This window comes from Legionella clemsonensis (assembly GCF_002240035.1).
Classification (GTDB): domain Bacteria; phylum Pseudomonadota; class Gammaproteobacteria; order Legionellales; family Legionellaceae; genus Tatlockia; species Tatlockia clemsonensis.
Window position 1 is genome coordinate 1,785,464 of sequence record NZ_CP016397.1, and the last position, 22,348, is coordinate 1,807,811.

Sequence of the window (22,348 nt, forward strand, 5' to 3'; positions counted from 1 at the left end):
GGGTCTCCTTTAATTCATCTACCTTAAGTAAGTTTTACTCAATACTTTAAACGCTTCTGTTCCAGCTTGTCCTACCCATTCAAAAAATACCATTTCTGCAGTTATAAGTTGAATACCAGCCTGCTTCATCCGTTTCAGTCCATATTTATGATCTATTTCTGCTCTACTGCTGACAGCATCCACTACCACAAAAATCTCATAACCTGCTTTATGCAATTCCATTGCTGTTTGTAACACACAAACATGCGTTTCAATGCCTATCAAAACGAGTTGTTTTTTCTTAAGAACTTCAAGATTTTGTACAAATGATGGGTCACGACAGCAAGAAAAATGAACTTTTTCACTGCATTGGGCATGTGAAACCAGTGATTTTAAAGGTTCAATCGTGCTCCCCAAACCTTTTGGATATTGTTCGCTCACCAGCAATGGTACCTTTAACTCTGTGGCTAACCGTATTATCCAGGCGCAACGCGCTAGCAGTTTTTCGGATTCTCTGACGTGGGGAGCTAATTTTTCCTGGACATCAATAAGCAATACGCAAGATTGTTCCCTCTCCAATAACATCCCTCTCTCCAAAAGAAAAATACCATCTCAACCTAAATGTCTGGTGCTGTCAAATTATTTATTGACATCTCTATTCAGTGAGCATTACAATGTGATAATGTTTTATTACACTAATACATAACTATGAAATCACATTCCCACAAACAACATTCAATCCATCAACTTATGCAAGCGATTAGTTCAATTAAGAATCAGCAAGAAGCACTTGCCTTCTTTACTGATCTCTGTACCCCAGCTGAAATTGAAGCCATGGCTGATCGGTGGGAGGTAGTCCCTTTACTACGCAAAAATATTCCTTACCGAACTATTCATGAACAGACTGGCGTCAGTGTAACAACCATTACTCGTGTGGCTCGCTGTCTTACATTCGGCAGTGGTGGGTATCAACTTATTGCAGATCGTGTGGAGCAGTCGTGAAAAAGCGTTTACGTTTAGCGTTACAAAAAAAAGGCCGTCTGGCCGAAGAATCCCTTAGTTTATTAAAGCGTTGTGGCTTAAAATTTCGAATCAAGGAAAATGCCTTATTAACCCATGTTGAAAATTTTCCGATTGATTTATTGTTTGTGCGTGATGATGATATTCCCACCCTAATCTTTGATCAATTATGCGATGGCGGGATGGTAGGGGAGAATGTTTTATTTGAAGCAGCACTGGCTTCAAATGGAGCTTATGAGGTTGTATTACCGCTTGGCAGTTGTCGTTGCCGCTTAGCAATTGCTGTTCCCGATACCTTTGACTACCAGGGCCCCGGCAGTCTCGAAGGCAAACGCATAGCCACTAGCTATCCCTATCTTCTAGAACAATATTTGGAAAAGCAAAAAATTCGCGCCGAAAGTCTCATTCTGTCAGGCTCTGTTGAAGTCGCTCCCAGAATGGGAATGGCAGATGCCATTTGTGATCTGGTATCAAGTGGTCAAACACTGGAAGATAATCAATTAATTGATGTGGAGACCGTATTAACAAGTCAAGCCACTTTTATACGCACTACCATGCCTCTTGAATCACCCTTGCACGATCTTTTTATTACTCTAAAACGTCGTATTCAGGCCGTACAACAAGCGATTGAACGAAAATATATCCTCTTTCATGCGCCTAAATACGCTTTGGAGCGAATTTGTGAACGACTTCCAGGTGCAGAGTCCCCCACCATTCTTCCTTTGTCGGCTAATCCGGATAAGGTCGCAGTCCATGTCGTTTCAAGTGAAGGTGTATTTTGGAATACCCTTGAAACCATTCAAGCCCTGGGCGCAAGTTCGATTTTAGTCTTGCCTATCGAAAAAATGCTGGAGTAATACCTATGTTAACTTATTATTTCTGGAAAAATTATTCGACTGAGGAAAGACAATTATTATTAGCCAGACCACAACAAAGCAAATATTTTCAAAAGCAGGTTGAAACCATTATTTCCGCAGTCAAGTTGCAAGGTGATGCAGCGCTATATGCATTTACACGTGAGTTTGATGGCGTTGACTTAACCGGATTACAAATTCCCTCAGCGTCTATCAATCGTGCTGAAATCAGTGCCTCTGCTATGGATGCCCTTACAACTGCTATAAAGACTATTACGTCTTATCACCAGACTCTATTACCACAGCCCAGCATATTTTCTACAATAGAGGGCGTAACAATAGAACGCATTTACAGACCTATTAATCGAGTAGGCCTATATGTGCCGGGCGGTAACAAGACACCGCTAATCTCCTCGCTCCTTATGCAGGCAATTCCAGCCAAAGTTGCTGGCTGTCCTGTTAAGATTTTGTGTACCCCTCCCAATCCAGAAGGGCAACTTGATCCTCACCTCCTGGTTGCTGCCAAATTATGTGGCATTGAAACAATTTATCAGGTAGGCGGTGCTCAAGCTATTGCAGCAATGGCCTATGGGACAGACTCAATACCCAAAGTGGATAAATTATTTGGACCAGGCAATAGTTTTGTAACTGAAGCCAAAAGTCAGATTGCAAGAGATCCTTTAGGCGCCGCAATTGATATGCCTGCTGGCCCATCAGAAGTCATGATCGCAACAGATGAACAAGCTAGTCCTGCATTTGTAGCTGCCGATTTACTGGCGCAGGCAGAGCATGGCGTGGATTCACAAGTAATTTTACTTTGTGAAAGCGAGCAATTTGCCAATAAAGTCAAAGAAGCAGTAGCTCAGCAACTCGTCAATTTATCCAGAAAAACAATTATTAAGCAGGCCCTGCAACACAGTCGAATTTTAATTTGTTCCAATGCTCTGGAACAGTGCAATATTATTAATGCCTATGCACCCGAACATCTGATTATTAACCGGAGCGATGCATTATCCTGGGTACCCAATATTCAATCGGCAGGAACTGTTTTTCTAGGTCAGTGGGCAGCAGAAACACTAGGTGATTACGCTACAGGCAGCAACCATGTGCTTCCTACCAATGGTTATGCCAGGAACCACAGTAGTCTTGGTACGATGGATTTTTTAAAGACGTTAAGTGTGCAGCATGTCACCTCTCAAGGTCTAGTCCACTTAAGTCATGCAGCACAAACTTTGGCATTAATCGAAGGACTGGATGCGCATGCAAATGCGGTAAAGCTTCGTCTGAATGCGTTGGAATAATTTATTAAATGGAGAATTGCCATGTCTGTATTAGATTTAATACGTCCTGATTTACTGAATATTCAACCTTATGTGCCAACAGGTGACGAGTTGGAAGTACGCTTGCATGCCAACGAACTCCCCTGGTCACCTATAGAATTTAAAAATGTGTCTCTCAATCACTACCCCAAAGCATCGGAGCAACAAGAAGTCCAACGACTCATGGCTGACTATTTTGAAGTCAAACCAGAACAATTGGTATTAACTCGAGGCAGTGACGATGGTATTGATTTAATCATGCGGTTATTTTTACGTACAGGATTAGACAGTATTTTACAGTGTCCACCAACTTTTCCCATGTATGCTTTTTATGCTCGTCTGCAACAAGCCCAGATCCTAAATTGTCCTCTGGATATTGACAAAAACTTCGAATTGTCAGTTGAAAAACTGCGAACTACCTGGCAACCAAACTGCAAATTAATTATGTTATGCCAGCCCAACAATCCTACTGGCAGTCTCCTTGCGATAACCAAGATAGCGGAATTATGTGATTACTTTACCAATAAAGCTGTCATTGTTGTTGATGAAGCTTATATTGATTTTTCTGAGACGAAGACAGCCGCAAGTTTACTTACTTCTTTCGATAACTTGATAATTCTGCGCACCCTATCTAAAGCCTGCGGGTTAGCAGGGTTGCGCCTCGGTGGCGTTATCGCCCAACCACAAGTTATTCAAGCCATACGGAATGCCATGCCGCCCTATACGCTTTCTAGCACAGTGATAGCCTTAGCAAAAGAAGCTTTAGCCAATAAAGAATGGTTCCGTAGCAATATTCAACGTATCGTTACAATGCGTAAAAATCTCGTTGTGCAACTTAAGCAATCACCGTGGATAGAGACCATTTACCCCAGCCATACCAATTTTATTTTAGTGGCAAGCCCCCATGCACATGCTTTAAGTGCTTGGTTTTCACAACATGAGATTGCTGTCCGTCATTTTGCAAACAGTCCTTTAGAAGACATGATGCGTATTACTGTAGGCGATGAGCAACAAAATACGCAGTTAATGCACACTTTAAAAATTTTTAACCCCGACAGGACATAGTCATGCAAAAAGTTTTATTAATTGATAGAGATGGTACTCTGGTTGAAGAGCCTGACGATTTTCAGGTTGACCGTCTGGAAAAAATTAAACTATGTAAAGATGTTATACCTAACTTACTTATGTTAAGTAAAGCAGGATTTAAGTTAATCATGATTAGTAACCAAGATGGTCTGGGTACAGATCGTTTTCCACAGGATACTTTTCAACGTTGTCATGATTTTATCCTTAATTTGTTTATCTCTCAGGGAATTCATTTTAGCGAGATTTTTATTTGTCCACATACAGAAGCTTCGAATTGTAGCTGTCGTAAACCTAAAGCAGGTTTATTGCTCGACTTTCTACGAAATACATCTGTTGATAGGGACAATAGCTGGGTGATAGGCGACAGAGAAACAGATAGACAACTTGCAGAGAATATTGGAATAGCTTTTCTTCCTGTAGCCAGCAATCACGGCTGGGACAAAATAACACCGGCCATCTTGTTGCGCGAACGTTCAGCCTACGTCAATCGTATTACAAGAGAAACAGCCATTGAAGTAAAACTCACTCTCGACAACAGTGCCTGTACAGCGATAAAAACACCGCTTGGTTTTTTTAATCATATGCTGGAACAAGTGGCCAAACATGGCGGTTTTGGTTTAGAGATAAATGCCAAAGGTGACATAGAGATTGATGATCATCATCTTATTGAGGACACAGCGCTAGCTTTAGGGGAAGCTTTAAAAAAAGCCTTGGGTGATAAATGGGGCATTGCCCGCTACGGTTTCACCTTGCCAATGGATGAATCATTAGCCATGGTCGCTCTTGACCTTGGTGGGCGAAGTTATTGTCGGTTTGAAGCGCAATTCACACGTGAATTTGTAGGTGATATGGCTACAGAAATGGTCTCACATTTTTTTCATTCACTGGCGAGCAGTCTTGGAGCAACCATTCACGTAACCGTTACAGGAAAAAATCACCATCACATGATTGAAGCCTGTTTTAAAGCATTAGGACGGGCTTTACGTCAGGCCTATGTCCAATGTGATAAAGACCTACCTTCTACCAAAGGAATTTTATGATTGCTGTAATTGATATCGCTGGAAATAATCTGACTTCATTGACCAATGCCATTATGCAATTGGGTTATCAATATATACTTACTCACGATAGGACGCAAATAAAAGAAGCCTCTCATGTTATTTTGCCGGGAGTGGGAACTGCTGCCTTTGCAATGGCCGCACTACAACGTTATCAATTAATAGATACTTTATCGGAACTATCTCAACCCTTATTAGGAATTTGCCTGGGTATGCAATTACTCATGGAATATAGTGAAGAAGACCACATTGTTTGTTTAAAACGTATTCCTGGTCATGTAAAAAGACTTACTTCTCGTGAAAATTACCCTGTCCCGCATATGGGTTGGAATCAGCTAATCTGGCAAAAAGACTCCCCACTAGCCCAAGGGTTAACTGCCAACGATTATGTCTATTTTGTTCACAGTTATGCCCTGTTTGAGGCAGAGAATGCAATTGCTCGATGTCAATATAGCCAGGAATTTACAGCGATTGTGCAACATCAAAATGTCTTCGGAATGCAGTTTCATCCTGAAAAATCAGCAACCGTGGGTTTAAAACTACTAAATAACTTCTTGCAGTTGGAGAGTGTATGCTAATCATTCCAGCAATTGATTTACAACAAGGTCAGTGTGTGCGTTTACGCCAAGGGAAATTCGACCAACTTTCAATCTACAATAATAAACCAGCCATGCTTGCCAAAGATTATGCAAAACAAGGGGCTTCTCGCATACACGTTGTTGATCTTGATGGTGCTCAACATGGAAAAATGATGCAGCTCTCTTTAATTAAACAATTAAAATGGCCTGGACTTTCTCTTCAATTAGGTGGTGGTATTCGCAGCTTGGCTTGTGCTCAAGCTTGTCTCAACAATGGCATTGACAAACTGGTTATTGGCAGTATTGCAATTACAAATCCTGTTTTAACCTCACAACTTATTAAATTAGTCACGGCTGAAAATATTGTGTTGGCTTTGGATGTGAAGATTCAGAATGACATACCAAGGCCTGCGATTCATGGCTGGCAAACGACAACAACAAACAATCTATGGCAAATTGTCAGTAATTATCAATTATTGGGTGTGCGAGAGATATTATGTACTGACATTGCACAGGATGGGATGATGACAGGGCCAAATTTTAAACTATATGAAGAAGCCGTTAAACGATTTCCCACTATTTCATGGCAAGCCTCGGGAGGTATTCGCCATGCGAACGATTTAAAGGATTTGGAAGCATTGGGCGTATCTGCGGCCATTTTAGGACGTATGCTGTATGACACTGACTTTAATTTGGCGAATTATTTAGGGAGAAATGTTTATGTTAGCTAAACGTATTATTCCTTGTCTTGATGTTCGTCATGCTCAAGTTGTTAAAGGGGTTCAATTTAAAAATCATCGGGTAGTGGGAGATATTCTCACACTTGCAGAAAGTTACTCTCAGCAAGGCGCTGACGAGCTGATTTTTTATGACATTACAGCCAGTAGTGATGGGCGATGTGTTTCTCAACAATGGATAAATCAGATAGCTGCAAAAATTAATATCCCCTTTACTGTTGCCGGCGGAATTCGCAATTTGGACATAGCAAAAGCAATTTTACATGCCGGTGCCGATAAGCTATCACTGAACAGTCCTGCCCTTGAAACACCTGGCTTAATTAACCAGCTGAGTCGTATTTTCGGGAGTCAATGTGTGGTCATCGGTATTGATAGTCAGTGGATCAACGATGATTTTTACGTGTATCAATATACTGGCGATGAATCTAAAAGCAGAAATTCCCGACGAAAAACGCGAGACTGGGTGCAAGAAGTACAAGATAGAGGCGCTGGCGAAATTGTTCTTAATTGCATGCAGGCAGATGGTGTACGAAATGGTTATGATCTTGAGCAATTGCAACTTATCCGTTCAATAACTACTGTGCCGCTCATCGCTTCAGGCGGTGCGGGCAGATCAAGTGATTTTGTCGAGGTATTTCAACAGACAAAAGTTGATGGTGCTTTGGCAGCCAGTGTTTTTCATAATCAGATTTTAAGCATCAATGAGGTTAAATTTACGCTTGCAGAAAATGGCATAGAGGTACGACGATGAAATCTAATTTAAATTGGAAAAAAATGAATGGTCTTATCCCTGCAATTATCCAGGACAATAGTACAGGCAATGTACTTATGCTTGGCTATATGAATGAAGGAGCCTTATCAATCACAATGGAAACGAAAGAACTTACCTTTTTTAGTCGCAGTAAACAGCGATTATGGCGTAAAGGTGAAACCTCTGGTAATACCATGAAGGTAGAATCTATCACTACAGATTGCGATGGAGACAGTCTTTTAATTCAGGTTCAACCAGCAGGCCCTGTCTGCCACTTAGGCTATACCTCCTGTTTTCAACCTGCTTTTGAATCTAAATTCAGCTTTTTACATCGTTTAATTGAGCTCATAACACAACGAGCGAACACTAACAATACAACGAGTTACACCACACAACTACTTACCACTGGTATTAGTCGTTGTGCTCAAAAAGTGGGGGAAGAAGCTGTTGAAACAGTAATAGCAGCTATCCAGCAGGATAAAGGCGAGTTAATTAATGAAGCTTCTGATTTATTTTTTCATCTACTAGTTCTACTTCAAGCCTGTAAATTGAGTTTCTACGATATATTGGCATGCTTGCATAAGCGCTCTACCGCACCAGATGCGAGGATAGAATAGAAATTTTTATTTGAATCTTAGTAAGACCTTTTTAATTACACCATCGCCAGTAAGACCGCCGTCAAATAATTGCCTTCAGGAAAAGCCGGCAGTGTGGGATGGCAATTCGCCGGCCCAAAAATACCCAGCACACGGGCACTCTTGCCAACTGCTGCTGCTTGACTGGTCACCAAGGCAGTAAATTCCTCAGTAGATAGCGCGGAAGAACAGTTGCAAGTCATCAATAAGCTACCAGCGTGCATTGCTTTAAAAATTTCCCGATGCAAGAACCGATAATAATTTTTGGCGCGCTGCAAATGTTGTTGGGAAGGGACTAATTTAGGGGGATCAAGAATAATTAGATCATATTCGCCAGCACTTGCAAGATAATCTCTGGCGTCTGCCTCAATAAAATCAATGCCTTTCACGTGATTAAGAGCAGCATTTTGTTTTGCCTTAAGAATTGCTGGTGCTGAGCTGTCAACAGCGGTAACTTTCACAGCTCCTGCCTTAGCTGCATGCAGGGCAAAACCGCCGGTATAACAGTAAAGATCCAGCACTTTTTTTCCTTTCGATAAAGCTGCAATGCGTCCATGATTTTCACGCTGATCTAGAAATAAACCGGTTTTTTGAGTTTGTGAAAAATCAATGTGATATACAATACCCTCTTCTAAAACCTGGGTATTGATTGATATGGTTTCTTCATCTGTCAACTTCCAGCCATCTTGAGCGAGTGGTTTGGGTTGAGCCAGCCACACCAGCTCACCTGATAATTGCTCCCGAATGCATTTAGAAATTATCGCTTTATTTGCCTCAACCCAATAAGCTGAACTGGCTACTACCGTAATTTGATTAAACCTATCAATCGTCAATCCTGATAAACCATCTGCCTCACTATTAAATAAACGAAATGCGTTAGTATTCTCATTGGGAAGATTTAATTGCTTGCGAATAGCTAGTGCTTGAGTTAATCGATGCGCAATAATTGCATTTAATGAAGAAGTATTGATTTTTTCCCAGTTGAAGGCTAAAACGCGAACTCGATATAAAGAATGTTCATTGTAAACTCCTACCCCAAGTAATTCACCCGCTTCATTAAAAATATCAACCAATTGCCCGGTAGTGGGTCGGCCCTTCATTTTCACAATAGCCTTTGGAAAAATCCAGGGATGCCCTCTTTTAATTGTGTTTTGCTTAGTTTTATGTAAATAAATCGCGCTCGTCATAAACCTATTTCCCAAATGCTAAAAGTCGGCTAATCTACACTACTGTCCTTCGAAGCTGCAAGGTGATTTCAGAATGTTTAAAAATTTTATGCGAGTATCTACTACAGGACTATTAGGTTTTTGTTACTTTTCTGCAAATATTACCTGGGCAGGCCCCTGGTTTACGGGCCCTTTACTAGCCCCGGCAGGACATACTATTCCGCGTGGACATTCAAATCTTGAAATCTATGGTTTCTATACAGACAACGAAGGCATTTATACAAGACATTGGAAATTGGTTCATACCCCTCATAGTGAAAGTCTTGTTGGTAGCCCCATATTCAGTCATGGCTTAACAGACAAACTTGATATCCAATACGGTGTACCTTACGTTTACAATAAACATAGGGGCGCTCAAGCCCAGGGATTAGGTGATACTTCCGTTACTCTAGGCTATCAATTGCTTGAGCAGAAGGAATCAAGATGGCGACCTGATTTACGGGTGACGGTGCAGGAAATATTTCCTACGGGGAAATTCGAGGCATTGAATCCTTTAAATAATGGTGCAGATGCCACCGGTTTAGGAAGTTATCAAACCGGTGTTGCACTTAATTTTCAGCACCTGTTACCCGTTGGGGAAACTCATTACTTGCGTACCCGCTTAAGCTTAAATTACCTTTATGCAAATACCGTTGACATACAAGGAGCAAGTAGTTTTGGTGGCACTCCTTTAACCCGGGGAAATATTGATCCCGGAGATTTGTTTACTGCTGATCTGGCTGCAGAATTTACGCTGACCCAAAATTGGGTTGCCGTTATGGAAGGCTATTATGCATCCCGAGCAGCAACTCAATTTCGAGGGTTTATTGGCAATAATTCTCAAGGCATTCCCGCTTCTATAGGCCATGGTAATATTGAAGAAGTGACTCTGGCACCTGCCATTGAATACAATTTCTCACCAAATATAGGCATTATCGCAGGTCCCTGGTTTACTGTAACAGGGCGTGAAACAACACAATTTGTTTCTTATGTTGCTGCATTTAATGCTTATTGGTAAATTACTTTCAGTGTCAACGCTATTGATGATTTTCAAAAACAGAGGATTTCAGCTGACATGCTCAAGAAAAACCTTTAGGCAATCCGGTCTACCAAGACTATAAAGGAAATATAGGATGATATTTCAGAACCTCTTTCGACGCTCTCAGCCAATCCCTATGAATGGCAAAATAGAGAAGCCAGGGCTATATACTCTACGCCATCCAAGAGTGATTGATAAACCATTAATTATCGATTGCGATGATGTAGAGATAAACTTAGACGGATATTCTATTTTCTGCGTAGAAAAAAGCTGTGATTTCGGTTTCCTCATCAGCTCAACCTATAAAAATATCAGCATAACAAACGGGAAAATATCAAGGTGTCGCATAGGTATTCATGCGCCATTTACAGATAATCTCTTAGTAAAAAATATACAATTTGAGAGTTGTCTTTATACCGGAATAAATATTGGCGGAAAAAACACCTCAATTTGCAACAACGACTTCGTATTGATTAATGGCGATAAAGGAGAAGCCTACAGTATTGGCATTAACATGAGCGAAGGGCAAAATGCGCTCATTAAAAGTAATAATTTCTATGAAATTTACAGGCAATTTTCATCAGAACCTGACATGGTTGGCGAAGGTGTTGGTATTTTACTAGGCCATGACACAAAAAACTGCATAATTAAAGATAATTATATTGGAAACACTATTTATCGTACTCACACCTATGGCATTTGGGCTGCAGGCGAAAACCATACAGTCAACTACAATACTATTCGAAATATGCAGCACGGCATCCATCTACGTCGCTCATATGCAGAAAATAATGAACTATCTCTTGATGAACAGTATGAAGATTCAAAAGCGTTTTGCGGTGGCATGGGAGTTTTAAAAGGAAATAACGTTAAAAATTACCATATACATTATTGGAATAATCTACAACAAAATATTCCTGGAACGGAGCCGTTTAGGATATTAGAGCATTAATAATGAGAGAGTAAAAGAATATAAGATACAGTAAATAGGATGCCAGCTTTAGGTCATCCCGGATTTATATTGAAAAACTAGGCATATTTCTACCCATAGGACATTACCATCAACGCTTTCAATGCAGTTTTGGATGAGATGTTACAGTCTCTTTTTGAGAGATTTTGTGATATTTTTTTAATGACTTAGGCTTTTTTTTCTCTTTTTGTGCAGATTTCTGAACTTGATTGCCAAGCCAATTTAAAAATTCTCCTTTTAAATAATGCATCTTTTCTTTAATAATAAGGGCTTCTTTCTCTGAAATTACTTCCTTGGCTTTCTCGAATATTTTTCCTTCTTCTTCGCGGACATGATGATCAACAATTTCTTTTAATTTTGATACTGCTTGCTGCCAATTTTTACCTGATTTTTCATTCAAAGAGCCAATTTGTTCTTCAATTTCGATATGCTCTTTTTTCCCATGCTCAGCTAATTCTTTTGTTGCTGAATGCTGAGCCAAATAGTTATAAAAAGTCTCTTGTTCAGAATGAGCATGTACGAGTAACTCTTTACTAATCAGAGAAACTATCTGTTGTTGGCGCTCCAGGATGTCAGATTTTTCAAATAATTCAAATAAATGTGAAACCTTGGCATGATCCATTTTTAAATACTCATAAATGTCCATCTTAAATTCTCCTAAGGTGTCATTACCACTTTGATGCAGCCCTTTTCTTTTTCTAAAAATGTTTGGTACGCTTCAGGTGTCGCTTTAAGCTTGATACGGTGTGTGATGATTTTTGAGGGATCTATCTCTCCCTCTATTATTTTTTTCAAAAGCTTGGGCAAATAGCGCTGTACATGAGTTTGTCCCATTCTGAACGTCAATCCTTTATTCATAGCTGCACCAAAGGGAATATTATCCAGTTTATCCAGATAGACACCCGGAATAGAGATAGTTCCTGCTTTTCCACAACATTGAATTGCTTCCCTTAAAACATGGGCACGATCAGTAGCCAGATAAGTAACTTGTTTGACACGATCAACGATAGAGTCAAAGGTTGGTCCCACATGAGCTTCACAACCCACAGCATCAATACAACATTCAGGTCCCAAACCTTTTGTCATCACCATTAAGGCATCAAAAACATTTTCATCCTGAAAGTTTATGGTCTCAGCCTTACCTAATTTCTCAGCAAGCTTTAAGCGTTCCGGCACGCAATCAATTGCTATAACCCGTCCTGCTCCTAACATCCAGGCACTTTGTATCGCAAATTGCCCCACTGGTCCACATCCCCAAATAGCAACGGTGTCTCCAGCTTCTATATTGCAATTTTCGGCAGCCATATAACCCGTTGGAAAAATATCAGACAAAAACAAAACTTTCTCATCAGGAATCTCGGCAGGAACCTTTATTGGTCCGATATCTGAAAACGGTACTCTGACATATTCTGCCTGTCCTCCTGAAAAACCGCCTAACATGTGAGAATAACCAAACATTCCAGCAGGTGTTTGTCCCATTTGCTGCCTTGCCATTTCTGCATTTGGATTGGACAATTCGCAACATGCGTATAATTTTTTCTTACAGAATTTGCATTTACCGCATGAAATAGTAAATGGTACAACGACCTTGTCACCAACTTTTAACTTTTTATTGGCCGATCCCACCTCAACAACTTCTCCCATGAATTCATGACCCAAAACATCTCCCGACTCCATGGTAGGCATTAATCCATTATAAAGATGAAGATCAGAACCACAGATTGCAGAAGCCGTAACCCGAATAATTGCATCTTGTTTATTAATAATTTCAGGGTCAGGAACGTTGTCTACTCGTACATCCTTTTTTCCATGCCAACATATAGCTTTCATTTTATCTTTCCTTGATTAATCCGAGGACGGAAGTAAGATTAAGGTTAATCCTTTACTTAAGAGATAGGACATTTTCTGTACTCTTTCAAACCAAGTGGCAAGAGCACCGGTGTTATTCATTAGAATAAAAATGATTAGCTTTTGAATTTAATTTAAAATTGCCGATTAAAATAATTAATTTATTTTTTACCATTAAATTGCCCATTGCCTGTTCTTGACCTGCGCATTAAGAATCGCAGAGCTCTCAGAAACATGCTAGCATCCTCTTTTTTAAAATGAGGAACTAGCATGTGGTTTAGTAATACACTTATTTATCAATACGAGTTTAAAGAATCGGTAGAGTTAACAACAGCCTTAGCCGAGGAGATATTAAAACCTTGTCCACCACATGCCCGCTTTATTTATGGCTGGCTACCCGCTTATGCCGATGAACTTGTTCAGGAAGTAGCAGGCTGTTCTCTTATCTGCCTGGGAAAAGAGGAAAGAATTCTGCCACGAGGTGTAATCAAGCGCTTGCTCGCAGAGCGCATACAAGCTCTGGAAGCGCAGCAGCAACGAACCGTTAAGCGCGCTGAACGCCTACAACTCGCTGAAGATTTAGAATTTGAATTATTACCCAAATCATTTTGTGTGCAAAAGCAATTATTCGCTTTACTGGATACCGTCAGTAATCGGCTAATAGTCAATGCGGCAAGTAATAATCAAGCTTCCCAGCTTACGTCTTTGCTGCGAAAATCAGTTCCCGGTATTCATATTGAACCACTGGCTTGTCAGGAGAATCTGGCTATGCGCTTTGCTCAATGGATTAGTGATCCTTCCTCACTCCCCGCTTCCTTTCAACTCGCATCCGATTGCCTGCTTTTTTCTTTAGATGATGAAAAAAAGCGTGTAAATTGCAAAGGCTATGAATTACCCGCAGAAGAAATTCTGACTCTACTGTCCCAAGGCTTGGCGGCCGCTGAGATTTCTTTGATTTGGAATGAGCGAATTCAATTTACCTTAACTCATGAGTTGATTTTCAAGCGCTTAAAGAGTTTGGATTATCTCATTGATGAATTTGAAGAAATACGGCAATTAGAAGAAGAATACCAACAACGAGATGCGGCATTAACATTATTGAGTGGCGAGCTAAGAGCGCTAATAAACGATGTATTATCTGGGTTAAGCACCCCTCATCAGCAAGTACAAGTTACATCGCAAGACGAAGTATGTCTCGCTTAGGAGTCAACTGATTTATATGCAACAATTCCTACACCCGCGGCTTGTTCCCGCGGGGTCAATTATTTAACGCAAATGCTTCGTGAACCCGCGGAACACGTGGGAAAACAGAGTGGGCAGGGTTTTCAGACACGTGTAGAAGAGTTAGGGCTAAGCCCGCAGCTCAAAAATCTTCCAGTTAAAGCTAAATCACAACATTAGCAGGCTGCTTATGATAAGTCGCTTGATAAACAGTCAGTGCATCCTCGGCAGCTTTATTTAATCCAAGTGCCTTGTTTGCATAATAAATAATGGCCAAGGCTTCTTGTGCACTGGGCGCTTGAGGATAATTTTTTACCAAATAACTTGCTCGCTCCGCAGCGGCTACATACATTTTTCGTTGATAATAATATTTCGAGGTATTTAATTCGCGCTGAGCGAACATATTTCTCAAATAAATCATACGCTGTAACGCATTAGCCTTGTAATGACTATCAGGGAATTTTTGTACTAAAGTAGCAAAATCACTATACGCTTGCGCTTGGGTACCTGGATCACGCCATGACTCATTGATAGGAAGTTTATCGGCAAAAGCACCGCGAGGCTGTTGGAAATTGGCAAGTCCTTTCATGTAATAGGCATAATCAACCTTTTTAGAGCGTGGATAAAGATGAATGAAACGCTCTGCAGTCGCAGCGGCAGAAGGATAATCGTCTTTTTTATAATAAGCATAAATTAAATCCAGTTGCGCCTTCTCTGCATAATCACTAAAAGGATACATAGACTCCATTGCTTCAAGACGCTTGGCAGCACTTTCATATTGTCCCTTATTTATTGCCGTTTCAGCCTCAGTTAGTAATTGTTTAGCGGTCATTCCCTGATAGGGATTATAGTCATCATCATCTTTACTCCACCATTTGGAGCAAGCTGTTAAAGCTAACAAAAAACTAATAAGAAGCAGCGCTTGAATTCGTTTCATATAAACACCTATTGTTATGAACGCTATCGGTAAAGCTTTCACCAATTTTATGTCCTGCCTTGGAGTGAAAGTCAATCTTGATTTTATCAATTGATGACATTTAACCTCATTAAGAATTAAGGCATTTTAATTGAGAATAGCTTTATCACAAACGGGCCCATTATACCCATCCTACATAATTTTGCGAACTGAAACCTAAGAATTAGGGATAAATATATCTAGTAGCGCAAATTAAAGCCTATCTGCATGGGGTTTACCCTGACATCAGGGAAAAATCATCCCATTTTGAATTAATTTAACACTACTTTTTGCACAATTACCGTTATCCTGAGTAAAGCGAAGGATTCTCAGCAGATAAAATCCCGCTCTTTGAACGCAGATCCTTCAGCGACGATGTCGCTTTCAGGATGATGACGTATGAGAGTCTTTATATATTTTTTTCATCTCGTTATCCGGAATGCGGCAAAGCCTGATAAAGGATTCTGCAAGTAGCATCTCCTATTCAATCCTTCGCTTTGTAAAGATGGCACCTTGCTATTTATAATTTAAATAAAATACGATTTTGCCCTGATAAGTAAAAAAATTTATTTGCAATGCCGCCAGTGTTGATATATATTTCGCCCTATCGGAGAGGTGGCTGAGCGGTCGAAAGCGGCGGTCTTGAAAACCGTTGAAGGGCAACCTTCCCAGGGTTCGAATCCCTGCCTCTCCGCAACATCATTTTCTCCCACTCCCTTATTTAACATTGCAGCTTAAGCTATTTTTAATGGCCTATATTTAAAGATGTTTTTCCTTACATCGAGGTGTGCTATGAAAAAGCCAGGAAAAATTCAACCCAGAAAAAATAAAAAACTTCAGGTTGAAAAGTTAGATAAGGCCTCAGGAGGACTTTATGAACCACTTCCAGAACTTATTAAATGTGGAAAGGAAATTATTGAAAAGCTAATTGAAAACCCTGATCTTATAAAGAACCGATAGATGATACGATTCTATTGGCGCAAATGCGTCAATAGATTTCAGCTATTAATAACCTAGATTAATGCAAGACTCTCCTTTGCCACCCTATCAAGCGCCATTAAACTCTCAAGTAAAGGTTTCATTTTATCTAAGGGCCAACTATTTGGACCATCACTTAAAGCTTCGTCAGGATTGGGATGAGTTTCCATAAAGAGCCCCGCGATGCCTGCAGCAACAGCCGCTCTTGCCAAAACAGGAATAAACTCTCTCTGACCGCCAGAAACACCATTATTTCCGCCGGGTAATTGGACTGAATGCGTAGCATCATAAACTACTGGACAATTGGTCTCTCGCATGATTTGTAATGATCGCATATCAGACACTAAATTGTTATATCCAAAACTCACGCCCCTTTCACATACCATGATCTGCTCATTACCACAGGCCTTCGCCTTGGCTACCACATGTTGCATTTCCCAGGGAGAAAGAAATTGTCCCTTTTTAATGTTCACAGGCTTGTTCATTGCAGCCACTTTTTGAATAAAGTTGGTTTGGCGGCATAAAAAAGCAGGAGTCTGTAAAACATCAACAATACTAGCTACTTCAAATAAAGGAGTATCCTCATGTACATCGGTTAATACAGGTACGCCAATTTGTTCTCTTACCTTCTCTAAAATAATCAATCCTTTTTCAAAACCAGGGCCTCGATAACTGTTGACTGATGAACGATTGGCTTTATCAAAAGAGGACTTATAAATAAATGGTAATTTTAATTGACTACATAATTCTTTAAGGTAGCCCGCAGTCTCTAAGGCGAGTGCCTCACTTTCAATCACACAAGGACCTGCTATCAAAAATAAAGGAGCTGAGATCCCCGCTTCAAAACCACATAGTTTCATACTGTCTCCTTTTGCTGATGATGCTTACGTGCTGCTTGCACAAATTGCTCGAAAAGAGGGTGTCCATCACGAGGGGTAGAAGTAAATTCCGGATGAAACTGACAAGCCACAAACCACGGATGATCTCGTAACTCAATCATCTCAACCAAATTACCATCTGCAGAACGCCCTGCGATAACAAGACCATGTTGTATCAGGGTATTCAAAAATTGATTGTTCACTTCATACCGATGGCGATGCCGTTCAATAATTTCTGGTTTTTGATAAATTTTATAAGCCAGAGAATTGGTATCCACATGGCAGGGCTGTGCTCCTAAACGCATGGTACCACCTAAATCCGAATGTTCATTACGCAAATTGATTTTGCCATCTGCTTCCATCCACTCACTAATTAAGCCAATCACTGGATAAGGCGTAGTCTTATCAAACTCCGTTGAATTAGCACCTTTCAGTCCTGCTACATTTCTCGCATACTCAATCACTGCCGTTTGCATTCCTAAACAAATACCAAGAAAGGGTACTTTCTGTTCACGAGCATGCTTTACTGCTTTGATTTTACCTTCAATTCCTCTTTCCCCGAATCCACCCGGGATTAGGAGGGCATCAACGGAATTGAGAATGTCTGCGCCATTTTTTTCAATGAGTTCAGCATCGATATAGACAATTTCTACTTTAGTTTGCGTATGAATACCGGCGTGAAGCAAGGCTTCATTGATGGATTTGTAGGCATCATTTAGTTCCGTGTATTTCCCCACCATGCCGATTTTTACCGACATCGTCTGAATTTTTTGTGAAGCGACTACTTTTTCCCATTCACTTAAATCAGCTGCTTTTACATTTAACCCCAATTTTTTTACAACAATCTCATCCAAATCCTGCTCATGCAGAATCATTGGGATTTGATAAATACTTTCTGCATCTTGTAAAGAGATTACCCCTTCTTTTTCTACATTGGTATATAAAGCAATTTTCGCTCTATCGTTTGATGAAAGTGGTTTTTCAGAGCGGCAAATTAAAATATCAGGCTGTATCCCAATAGAACGCAATTCTTTCACTGAGTGTTGAGTAGGTTTGGTCTTTGTTTCGCCAGAGGTAGGAATATAAGGAACCAGGGTCAAGTGAATAAATAAAGCCCGCTGTGCCCCTAATTCAATGCGCATTTGTCGGATAGCTTCCAGAAACGGTAAGGACTCTATATCGCCTACCGTTCCTCCAATTTCAATCATTGCTATATCGAAATTATCAGCACCCTCTTTAATTGAGCGTTTAATTTCATTGGTAATATGTGGAATAACCTGTACTGTTCCTCCAAGATAATCCCCGCGTCGTTCTTTTTTTATCACGGTTTCGTAAATTTTTCCCGAAGTAAAATTATTACGTTTGGTCATTGTAGTACGTACAAAGCGTTCGTAATGTCCCAAATCAAGATCAGTTTCTGCGCCATCATGGGTTACAAAGACTTCCCCATGCTGAAAAGGACTCATAGTACCTGGATCAACATTGATGTAAGGATCAAGTTTGATTAAGGTTACGCTTAAACCTCGTGCTTCAAGGATAGCTGCAAGAGAGGCAGAGGCAATACCTTTTCCGAGAGAAGAAACTACCCCACCTGTGATGAAAATATAATTTGTCATAATGACCCCGTTTGGAATGCTCCGCGTACTTAAGCGAATAAATAAAAATGCATGTAAACGGGGTTTTATTGTAACAAAAGACGAGCAGAATTAATAGATTATTTTCATGTTTTTGCTCTGCACATGACAAAAAAATCGGTCATGCCCGCGCGGTTATAGACTGGATTTATAATTGGTTGAGGTTAGCAATACCAGCATCAAGCTATTTATGAAACTGTTCTAACTGACGTGTGATTTGATACATTTCAATAGCACAATCCGCTGCGTCACGACCTTTATGACCATGCTGTCCCCCTAATCTATCCCAGGCTTGCGCTTCATTCTCTGTCGTTAACACACCAAAAATGACAGGAAGGGTATGATCCAGTGCAATTCGCTGACAACCATTACTGACTTGCTCACAAACATAATCATAATGGCTGGTATCGCCGCGAATTACAGCACCCAGAGCAATAATCACTTTAACCAGACCGCTCATAGCCACTTGTTTGGCAATTAAAGGGATTTCAACAGCCCCTGGCACCTCGATAAGCGTGATATCATGAGAAGCAACCCCACACTCCTGCAATCGTTCCACAGCACCTCGTTGCAATTCTTTGGAAATGCCTTCATTAAAGCGGCTCACCACAATAGCTACAGGAAAAGAATTGACGGTTTCATTGGTATTTATTTTAATAAGTTGCATGCTGGCCTCTAATCAATCGCTAATAAATGTCCCAGTTTTTGTTTTTTAGTTTCTAAATAATGCCGATTTTCACTGGTAGGATGCACCATTAATGGAATACGCTCCTTTACTGTAATGCCGTATTTCTCAATGGATTCGACTTTCTTGGGGTTATTCGTTAACAATCGAACTGCATTAATGTCGAAGTGCTTTAAAATTTGAAAAGCAACTGCATACTCTCGATTGTCTGCAGGAAAACCAAGTTGGAGATTTGCCTCAACGGTATCATAACCTTGCTCTTGTAAAGCATAAGCTTTCAGCTTATTGGCTAAACCGATGCCTCGTCCCTCCTGGCGCAAGTAAACTAAAATCCCTCCCTCATCAGCTATTTTCTGTAGCGATTGTTTTAATTGAGCACCACAATCACATTTGCAAGAACCGAACACATCACCCGTAATGCATTCAGAATGAATACGTACTAAAGGTATACGGTTTGGAATTTTCGGTGCCTTGATTAAGGCAAAGTGCTCACAAGAATCAATGGCATTTTTAAAGGCAGTCATTAAAAAGTTACCATAATCCTGCAAAGGAAGCCTGGTGGTTGCAATTTCTTCTACCAATTTTTCCTGACAAATACGATAGTCAATTAAATCTTTGATGGTTACCATAGGAACATCATGTTCCTTGGAAAAACGTGCCAAATCATCGCGGCGGCTCATCGTACCATCATCATTAATGATTTCACAGATAACAGCAGCAGGTGTCAGACCAGCAAGAATAGCCAGATCAACACTCCCTTCTGTTTGCCCAGCCCGCTCCAATACACCACCAGGTTTTGCGCTTAAAGGGAACACATGTCCTGGAGAAATAAGATCTTGAGGAGTACTTTTCGGATCAATAGCAACCTGAATGGTATGGGCTCTATCTCTGGCTGAGATTCCAGTGGAGACACCCCGAGCCGCTTCAATAGAAATGGTGAAAGCAGTTCCATAAGGTGAGCGATTATTTCTAGCCATTAAAGGCAGCTGCAGCCTCTCAATAAGACTTTGTGCCATTGGCAAACAAATAAGGCCGCGACCATAGCGAGCCATAAAATTAATAGCTTCTGGTGTCACATGTTGAGCCGCTATTACCAAATCACCCTCATTCTCGCGATTCTCATCATCAATCAAAATAATCATGCGGCCGGCTTTTAATGTTGCAATGGCCTGCTCAATGGTTGCGAAAGGACTTGTCATACTTCAACCTCTTTATTTAATTGTCCCGCGATCTTGAGCTGATGTGCCACGATACGAGTCAAATAATCAAATTCCACATTTACACGCTGGCCAATACTTAATTGACCTAACGTAGTTTTTGCCAGAGTGTGCGGCACCAGCATTAATTCAATCTCATTTTCCGCGACTTTGTTAATAGTAAGACTCACACCATCAAGCGTAATACTACCTTTAGGCAAAAGATACATACTAGCACAAACTGCAAAATCACCGACGATGATTTTTAAATACTCACCTATTGATGCCATTGCCTTAAGAGAAGCTGTGGTATCCACATGTCCGCTCACATAATGCCCCCCAAAACGGGCCGATGCGGACATAGCACGTTCCAAGTTAACCCAATCACCTTGCTGCAACCGATTTAATGTGGTTAAGGACAAGGTTTCTGGAGATACATCAAAAGCAAGATGCTCGCCCTGTTCTGGTAATAATGTCAAGCATACTCCATTAACAGCGATACTCTCACCTGCTTGCAATTGTCCAAAGGGCGATCTGATAATAAGTCGATTTGCCACCTTATTTTGAACATTGGAAATAACTTCACCGCGTTCTTCAATTAATCCAGTAAACATCAATTCTCCTGCCAGTCCAGACATGCTATGACATTGTCAGCTTTTACTTCCCATGAAACCCTCTTTTTTCTGGTAAACACAAAATCACCACAAAATGCTGGCGTCGTATTCTCACCTAAAACAGTGGGCACCAGATAGAGATAGGTTCGCTGTACTAAATTTTCCCGATGCAATGCTGAAAATAAAATGCCGCCAGCCTCAACCCACACATCGTGAAATCCTAAGCGGCCAAGATGATAAATTACAGCCTTAAGATTAAGCTGCTTGTTCTTAACAGGTACAGCATGATAACTGCATTTTGGCAAAGGCATTTTAACGGAATAACCTTCCTGATAAAAAATATGACAATGCGTGGCCGTGCTAAAAATTTCTTCCTTCCCTGTCAAACTTAAAGACCTATCAATAATGGCCAATGGTTTGCTGTAAGTCTTGTCCTTTAAACGCACATTTAAACGTGGATTATCTTTAATAATTGTCTTTGCCGTTGTCAGAATAATATCGGTATATAGCCGTTTTTGATGAGTAAATTCATTACAATCAACGTTAGAGAGTTGACAGGGAATACCATTGACACCAGCAATTTTACCATCCAAAGTTTGTGCAATTTTAGCAGTAACCCAAGGTTTTTTGGTTAAGGTCCAATAACGATAACTCTGGTAAAAACTATCAATCTCCTTAAGAGGATAATGTAATACTTCAAGTCCTGCGTTTTGTAAAAGCTTTGGCGTATCATTGGCAGCAACCAGCGGATTAGGATCAGAAAACCCATAAACAACTTGCGCGATATTTCGTTGAATGATCGCTTCAACACAAGGTGGCGTCCTACCCCAATGATTACAAGGTTCCAGAGTCACATAAAGCGTGACATCTCGTAAATTTTCAGGAACTTGCTGCAATACCAATTGTTCTGCATGTGGGTTTCCTGCCCCTGGATGCCAAGCACGAGCTATAATCTCACCGCGATGTACAGCAACAGCACCCACGCTTGGATTTGGCGCACAAGTACCCCGTCCGAGCCAGGCTTGTTCGAGGGCAGCCAGCATAAAGTAGTTGTGCATAGTAAAATCAATAATTAAAAATCGGAATATGTTAACAAATTATTCAATTT

The 22,348-nt window shown here is 40.5% G+C and carries 24 protein-coding genes and 1 tRNA gene; 14 read left to right on the plus strand and 11 right to left on the minus strand.

Annotated elements, in window-relative coordinates; all coding sequences use genetic code 11:
* Positions 1–18: 18 nt before the first annotated feature.
* A complete protein-coding gene (locus tag clem_RS07720) occupies positions 19–564 on the minus strand; it encodes a hydrolase (protein WP_094091107.1) in 546 nt (181 codons plus the stop codon).
* A 123-nt stretch (positions 565–687) separates the two neighbouring features.
* Between clem_RS07720 and clem_RS07725 the strand changes: the two genes are divergently transcribed.
* The 9 genes from clem_RS07725 to hisIE are packed head-to-tail and all read left to right on the plus strand — an operon-like array spanning position 688 to position 7,999.
* The gene (locus tag clem_RS07725; RefSeq protein WP_094091108.1) at positions 688–981 is read left to right on the plus strand and encodes a YerC/YecD family TrpR-related protein; all 294 of its coding nucleotides are present in this window, start codon (positions 688–690) and stop codon (positions 979–981) included.
* Positions 978–1,856, plus strand: coding sequence for an ATP phosphoribosyltransferase (gene hisG / locus clem_RS07730; RefSeq protein ID WP_094091109.1), 879 nt, complete (start codon positions 978–980; stop codon positions 1,854–1,856). Before clem_RS07725 ends, hisG begins: the two co-directional genes overlap by 4 nt.
* Positions 1,857–1,861: 5 nt before the next feature.
* Positions 1,862–3,154, plus strand: coding sequence for a histidinol dehydrogenase (hisD, locus tag clem_RS07735; RefSeq protein WP_094091110.1), 1,293 nt, complete (start codon positions 1,862–1,864; stop codon positions 3,152–3,154).
* Positions 3,155–3,175: 21 nt separating this feature from the next.
* Positions 3,176–4,237: a histidinol-phosphate transaminase gene (gene hisC / locus clem_RS07740; protein ID WP_094091111.1), complete on the plus strand. Its 1,062-nt coding sequence runs from the start codon at positions 3,176–3,178 to the stop codon at positions 4,235–4,237.
* Positions 4,238–4,239: 2 nt separating this feature from the next.
* Positions 4,240–5,298 (plus strand): bifunctional histidinol-phosphatase/imidazoleglycerol-phosphate dehydratase HisB, encoded by a 1,059-nt coding sequence (hisB, locus tag clem_RS07745; RefSeq protein ID WP_094091112.1) that lies wholly within the window; start codon positions 4,240–4,242, stop codon positions 5,296–5,298.
* Complete coding sequence (hisH, locus tag clem_RS07750) at positions 5,295–5,894, plus strand: imidazole glycerol phosphate synthase subunit HisH (RefSeq protein ID WP_094091113.1); 600 nt, start codon at positions 5,295–5,297, stop codon at positions 5,892–5,894. Before hisB ends, hisH begins: the two co-directional genes overlap by 4 nt.
* The gene (locus clem_RS07755; protein WP_094091114.1) at positions 5,888–6,625 is read left to right on the plus strand and encodes a 1-(5-phosphoribosyl)-5-[(5-phosphoribosylamino)methylideneamino]imidazole-4-carboxamide isomerase; all 738 of its coding nucleotides are present in this window, start codon (positions 5,888–5,890) and stop codon (positions 6,623–6,625) included. The genes hisH and clem_RS07755 overlap by 7 nt, the downstream gene beginning before the upstream one ends.
* Positions 6,615–7,382, plus strand: a complete 768-nt coding sequence (hisF, locus tag clem_RS07760) for an imidazole glycerol phosphate synthase subunit HisF (RefSeq protein WP_094091115.1) — start codon at positions 6,615–6,617, stop codon at positions 7,380–7,382. The genes clem_RS07755 and hisF overlap by 11 nt, the downstream gene beginning before the upstream one ends.
* Positions 7,379–7,999 carry a bifunctional phosphoribosyl-AMP cyclohydrolase/phosphoribosyl-ATP diphosphatase HisIE gene (gene hisIE, locus clem_RS07765; RefSeq protein WP_094091116.1) on the plus strand — a complete coding sequence of 207 codons (621 nt, stop codon included), beginning with the start codon at positions 7,379–7,381 and terminating at the stop codon, positions 7,997–7,999. The genes hisF and hisIE overlap by 4 nt, the downstream gene beginning before the upstream one ends.
* Before the next feature lie 35 nt (positions 8,000–8,034).
* On the opposite strand, the gene clem_RS07770 is transcribed toward hisIE, so the two are convergent.
* Positions 8,035–9,204 (minus strand): class I SAM-dependent rRNA methyltransferase, encoded by a 1,170-nt coding sequence (locus tag clem_RS07770; protein WP_094091117.1) that lies wholly within the window; start codon positions 9,202–9,204, stop codon positions 8,035–8,037.
* Between the two features lie 73 nt (positions 9,205–9,277).
* Between clem_RS07770 and clem_RS07775 the strand changes: the two genes are divergently transcribed.
* Positions 9,278–10,240: a hypothetical protein gene (locus clem_RS07775; protein WP_232505430.1), complete on the plus strand. Its 963-nt coding sequence runs from the start codon at positions 9,278–9,280 to the stop codon at positions 10,238–10,240.
* A 157-nt stretch (positions 10,241–10,397) separates the two neighbouring features.
* Entirely contained in the window at positions 10,398–11,213 is an 816-nt protein-coding gene (locus tag clem_RS07780) for a right-handed parallel beta-helix repeat-containing protein (protein ID WP_232505431.1), read from the plus strand.
* A gap of 118 nt (positions 11,214–11,331) precedes the next feature.
* Here clem_RS07780 and clem_RS07785 read toward each other — a convergent pair whose 3' ends face one another.
* On the minus strand, positions 11,332–11,877 hold the full coding sequence (locus tag clem_RS07785; protein ID WP_094091119.1) for a hemerythrin domain-containing protein: 546 nt from the start codon (positions 11,875–11,877) through the stop codon (positions 11,332–11,334).
* A gap of 11 nt (positions 11,878–11,888) precedes the next feature.
* Entirely contained in the window at positions 11,889–13,061 is a 1,173-nt protein-coding gene (locus tag clem_RS07790; protein ID WP_094091120.1) for a zinc-dependent alcohol dehydrogenase, read from the minus strand.
* A 288-nt stretch (positions 13,062–13,349) separates the two neighbouring features.
* Between clem_RS07790 and clem_RS07795 the strand changes: the two genes are divergently transcribed.
* Positions 13,350–14,282 (plus strand): recombination-associated protein RdgC, encoded by a 933-nt coding sequence (locus tag clem_RS07795; protein WP_094091121.1) that lies wholly within the window; start codon positions 13,350–13,352, stop codon positions 14,280–14,282.
* Positions 14,283–14,463: 181 nt separating this feature from the next.
* Here the strand turns inward: clem_RS07795 and clem_RS07800 are convergent, their stop codons facing one another.
* On the minus strand, positions 14,464–15,237 hold the full coding sequence (locus clem_RS07800) for an outer membrane protein assembly factor BamD (protein WP_094091122.1): 774 nt from the start codon (positions 15,235–15,237) through the stop codon (positions 14,464–14,466).
* 627 nt (positions 15,238–15,864) lie between these two features.
* Here clem_RS07800 and clem_RS07805 point away from each other — a divergent pair.
* Positions 15,865–15,949, plus strand: a tRNA-Ser gene (locus clem_RS07805).
* 98 nt (positions 15,950–16,047) lie between these two features.
* Positions 16,048–16,215, plus strand: coding sequence for a hypothetical protein (locus tag clem_RS14815; RefSeq protein ID WP_157698207.1), 168 nt, complete (start codon positions 16,048–16,050; stop codon positions 16,213–16,215).
* Positions 16,216–16,268: 53 nt separating this feature from the next.
* Here the strand turns inward: clem_RS14815 and kdsA are convergent, their stop codons facing one another.
* From kdsA to ribD, 6 genes are all read right to left on the minus strand, one after another.
* Positions 16,269–17,093, minus strand: coding sequence for a 3-deoxy-8-phosphooctulonate synthase (gene kdsA, locus clem_RS07810; protein ID WP_094091123.1), 825 nt, complete (start codon positions 17,091–17,093; stop codon positions 16,269–16,271).
* Complete coding sequence (locus tag clem_RS07815) at positions 17,090–18,727, minus strand: CTP synthase (RefSeq protein WP_094091124.1); 1,638 nt, start codon at positions 18,725–18,727, stop codon at positions 17,090–17,092. The genes kdsA and clem_RS07815 overlap by 4 nt, the downstream gene beginning before the upstream one ends.
* A 202-nt stretch (positions 18,728–18,929) precedes the next feature.
* Positions 18,930–19,412 (minus strand): 6,7-dimethyl-8-ribityllumazine synthase, encoded by a 483-nt coding sequence (gene ribH / locus clem_RS07820; RefSeq protein WP_094091125.1) that lies wholly within the window; start codon positions 19,410–19,412, stop codon positions 18,930–18,932.
* 8 nt (positions 19,413–19,420) lie between these two features.
* The gene (ribB, locus tag clem_RS07825; protein WP_094091126.1) at positions 19,421–20,629 is read right to left on the minus strand and encodes a 3,4-dihydroxy-2-butanone-4-phosphate synthase; all 1,209 of its coding nucleotides are present in this window, start codon (positions 20,627–20,629) and stop codon (positions 19,421–19,423) included.
* Complete coding sequence (locus clem_RS07830; RefSeq protein WP_094091127.1) at positions 20,626–21,240, minus strand: riboflavin synthase; 615 nt, start codon at positions 21,238–21,240, stop codon at positions 20,626–20,628. The genes ribB and clem_RS07830 overlap by 4 nt, the downstream gene beginning before the upstream one ends.
* The gene (gene ribD, locus clem_RS07835) at positions 21,240–22,298 is read right to left on the minus strand and encodes a bifunctional diaminohydroxyphosphoribosylaminopyrimidine deaminase/5-amino-6-(5-phosphoribosylamino)uracil reductase RibD (protein ID WP_094091128.1); all 1,059 of its coding nucleotides are present in this window, start codon (positions 22,296–22,298) and stop codon (positions 21,240–21,242) included. Before ribD ends, clem_RS07830 begins: the two co-directional genes overlap by 1 nt.
* Positions 22,299–22,348 lie beyond the last annotated feature (50 nt).